At 65.1% G+C, this 2,951-nt stretch carries 3 protein-coding genes and 1 pseudogene; all 4 read right to left on the bottom strand.

Going from position 1 to position 2,951, the window contains the following annotated elements; genetic code table 11:
* Positions 1 to 13: 13 nt before the first annotated feature.
* Positions 14 to 406 carry a DUF3037 domain-containing protein gene (locus AC1VAN_RS16895; RefSeq protein ID WP_025876936.1) on the bottom strand — a complete coding sequence of 131 codons (393 nt, stop codon included), beginning with the start codon at positions 404 to 406 and terminating at the stop codon, positions 14 to 16.
* Positions 384 to 1,160 carry a HipA family kinase gene (locus AC1VAN_RS16890; RefSeq protein WP_032976287.1) on the bottom strand — a complete coding sequence of 259 codons (777 nt, stop codon included), beginning with the start codon at positions 1,158 to 1,160 and terminating at the stop codon, positions 384 to 386. Before AC1VAN_RS16890 ends, AC1VAN_RS16895 begins: the two co-directional genes overlap by 23 nt.
* Positions 1,161 to 1,224: 64 nt before the next feature.
* Positions 1,225 to 2,655 carry an XVIPCD domain-containing protein gene (locus AC1VAN_RS16885; RefSeq protein ID WP_313445672.1) on the bottom strand — a complete coding sequence of 477 codons (1,431 nt, stop codon included), beginning with the start codon at positions 2,653 to 2,655 and terminating at the stop codon, positions 1,225 to 1,227.
* A gap of 13 nt (positions 2,656 to 2,668) precedes the next feature.
* Positions 2,669 to 2,951 (bottom strand): annotated as a pseudogene (locus AC1VAN_RS16880) (hypothetical protein); the annotation flags it as partial.

Here is a 2,951-nt window from a genome sequence, read left to right as displayed (position 1 = left end):
GGCAAGTAGTGCGCTAGGCAGGTACCCGAACCATCTTTGCCATCAGGTGTTCGACCACGCCCGCCGGGTCCGCCGTGCGGCCTACGTGTGTGCTGGACATCTGCACCACCGAGCTGCGCTTGGCGGTCAGGAAATGGAAGCGCGCGCGCGCAGGCAGCTGCGCGATAGGGCCGGCGCCGGCATCGCCCCGGCAGATCGCCACGATGGCATCCAGCCACGGCTGCAGCGCTTCAATATCCAGCGCCGGCGCGAAGGCGTGCAGGCGCGCGGCATCGATCTCGATTGCCGCTTCCAGGTGCCGTGCGCCCGGGCAGGACACGATCACRCCGACGTTGATGAACTCCTCGCGTTCCACCCGCGGTACCACGCGGATGACGGCATAGTCATACGTGTGCAGCGTGGGCACGGATGGCCTCCTGCACGAACACCGCACGCACCTTCAGGCGATGCTTCAGGTAGTTGATGTAGCCCTGCCGGTAAGCCTGCGGGCTGTCGAAGGCCGGCTCATCAACCAGCCAGCTGTCCGGCACCAGGCCGACGATGCGCTCGATTTCCGCATCCGGCAGGCGCGCGGCCAGTTCGGCATCCACCTCGGCGATGCGGCTGGCGAACGACAGCAGCACGTGGTCGCGGATCAGCACGAAGGGCTTCTCGCAGGCATCGCCGGCGTTGGCCCAGTCGTGATGGAAGTACATCGCCGCACCGTGGTCGATCAGGTACAGCTTGCGGTGCCAGACCATCAGGTTCGGATTGCGCGTGGTGCGATCGACGTTGCTGGTGAATGCATCAAACCAGACGATGCGCGAGGCCAGGTCGGCGTCCACCGGCATCGCCGCCGGGTCGTAGTTGATCGCGCCGGGCAGGTAATCCAGACCCAGGTTCAGGCCCTCGCTGGCGCGGATCAGGTCCTGGATCTCCGGGTCGGGCTCGGTGCGGGCGAATTCGCTGTCCAGCTCGACGAACAGGATCTCCGGAATCGGCAGGCCCACCGCGCGTGCCATCTCGCCTGCGATCAGCTCGGCGATCAGCGCCTTGGGCCCCTGGCCAGCGCCACGGAACTTGAGCACCGCCATACCGTCGTCGTCGGTCTCGACCACGGCAGGCAGCGAGCCACCTTCCCGCAAGGGGGTTATATAGCGGAGGGCATGGACGGTACGCATGGGTGCATTCTAGCGTGGCCCATGCTTGGGTTGCGCCGGGTGGTGCCCGGCGCTGTCCCTGACGTCAGTGCGACAACGCGCTGCGCTGCTGTTCCTGCACCTGCTGGCGCGTCTGTTCCTGCGAGGCGTGGTCGGCCTGGCGCTGGTTGACGAGGGCGAGGCTGTCCAGGCTTTCCTGCACCGGCCGCTGCGCGGCTTCGGCCGTGGCTGCCGATGCACGCAGCGACGCAGGATCATCCAGCGCGCCCTTCACCACGAACACGTTCTGCGCCGCAGCGACATCGCCTGCCTGCCGGCTGAGCACCACATGATCCACGCGGTCCAGGCCGTTCTCGCGGGCCAGTACCAGCAGGCTTGCGCTCAGTCGTTCACTGGAGGCGTCGAAGCTGCGGCCGTTGGCGGCATCCAGCTCTGCCACCTTGCCGCGGATCTGATCGTGCAGGGCACGGTCGTTGCCACCCGCCAACGGCGCAGCCTGCGCTTCGGTCGGCACGGGTGTGGTTGCCTGTGCAGTGATGGGCACGTGGGCGTAGGTGCCCTCGGTGTGGTCGAAATAGTGCAGCGTGGACGGCGAGGTGCTGGTATCGAAGTAGGGCTGCCGTGGTGGAGTGCCTTTACCCAGAGAGAGACCGTTCTGTTCCAGCAGGCTTTCCTGCAGGCCGAGCTGTGCCATGTTCACCGACATCCGGCTGATGCCATCGGGTGCGGGGTTCTTGGCCTCTTCCTTGCAGGCGCGGCCGATGGCATCGGTGGCGTAGTAGTTCTGGTAATCCGAATTGCCGTTGGGACCCAGCCGCGACGACACACCTTCGTCGTAGTAGTGCTTGCCCATGCCCTCGATGTTGGCGGCAGTGGCGGTCATGCTCAGGTCTGCATTGAGCGTCAGGTCCGGATGCGCGGCATAGGTCATCGGCGGGCCGGGCTGCACGCGCACGAACTCCTCTGCACGGGTACTTGCTTTGTAGAGATCTTCCAGCGTGGCGTCCGGTTTGGCGGTCTTGACCATGCCGACCAGCGCATTCCAGCCCTCGATGTTCGCCGATGCCTCGTCGCGCCGGTTGGCTGCGAGCAGGGTGCCGATGGCCTGGGTGTAGTCGTGGGTCGAATCGCGTGCGGCAATGTCTGCAATATCGGAATCAAACTGCTTATAGGCCCGTTCGGTCGCTGCATCATTGAACCCATGCTGCAGCTCATGGCCCAGTACGAAGGTCAGCTCTGCCGCGTCGTGCCTGTCCCCCGCTGGTGTGGACAGACTGGATGCCGGCAGGCTGATCGTCTTTGCGCCGCCGTCGTACTCGCCGCCCACACTGCTGTCGGCAGGCAGCAGCTCAAAGCGCTGCAGATGACCGGCGGTGATGGCCAAGTCGACCTGGGTTGCCAGCGCCGGAGAATTGGCAATGGCCTTGCGAAGGTTGTCGACCTGATCGGTCGTTACATCGGGTTTTCCTGCAAATTCGGTCAGCAGGCGTTCCGTATCCGCTGAAAGCGTAGGCATGGTGCGCTGCTCCTTACTGCACGGTGACAAGGCGGACGCAGGCATGCGCCGGCTCGCCAGACGGGGTCGGATTCTCAGCCATCGTGTCGACCTTGATGCTCAGGTTCGGGCGATCGAAACGGTCATGGATGACGCGGCCGTGCTCGCCGCGGATGGTTTCACGCTTGAAGCCCGCGGCCTGCAGACCCGAGGCGAACTGATCGAAGTCGACCTGGCAGATCGCCGATGCGTTGGCTTTGCGCTCGGCAGTGGTGTCGATGAAATTGAGATCGAGACGCGTATCGGCGGCGCCAGCC

It is taken from the genome of Stenotrophomonas sp. 05L44_2, assembly GCF_056665995.1.
The sequence above is the reverse complement of the archived record's forward strand: the minus strand, read 5'-3'. Positions and strand labels throughout refer to the sequence as shown.

Excerpts from the sequence above, each read along its gene's own strand:
- AC1VAN_RS16890 (WP_032976287.1), bottom strand. The coding sequence starts at position 1,160 with ATGCGTACCGTCCATGCCCTCCGCTATATAACCCCCTTGCGGGAAGGT.
- AC1VAN_RS16885 (WP_313445672.1), bottom strand. The coding sequence starts at position 2,655 with ATGCCTACGCTTTCAGCGGATACGGAACGCCTGCTGACCGAATTTGCA.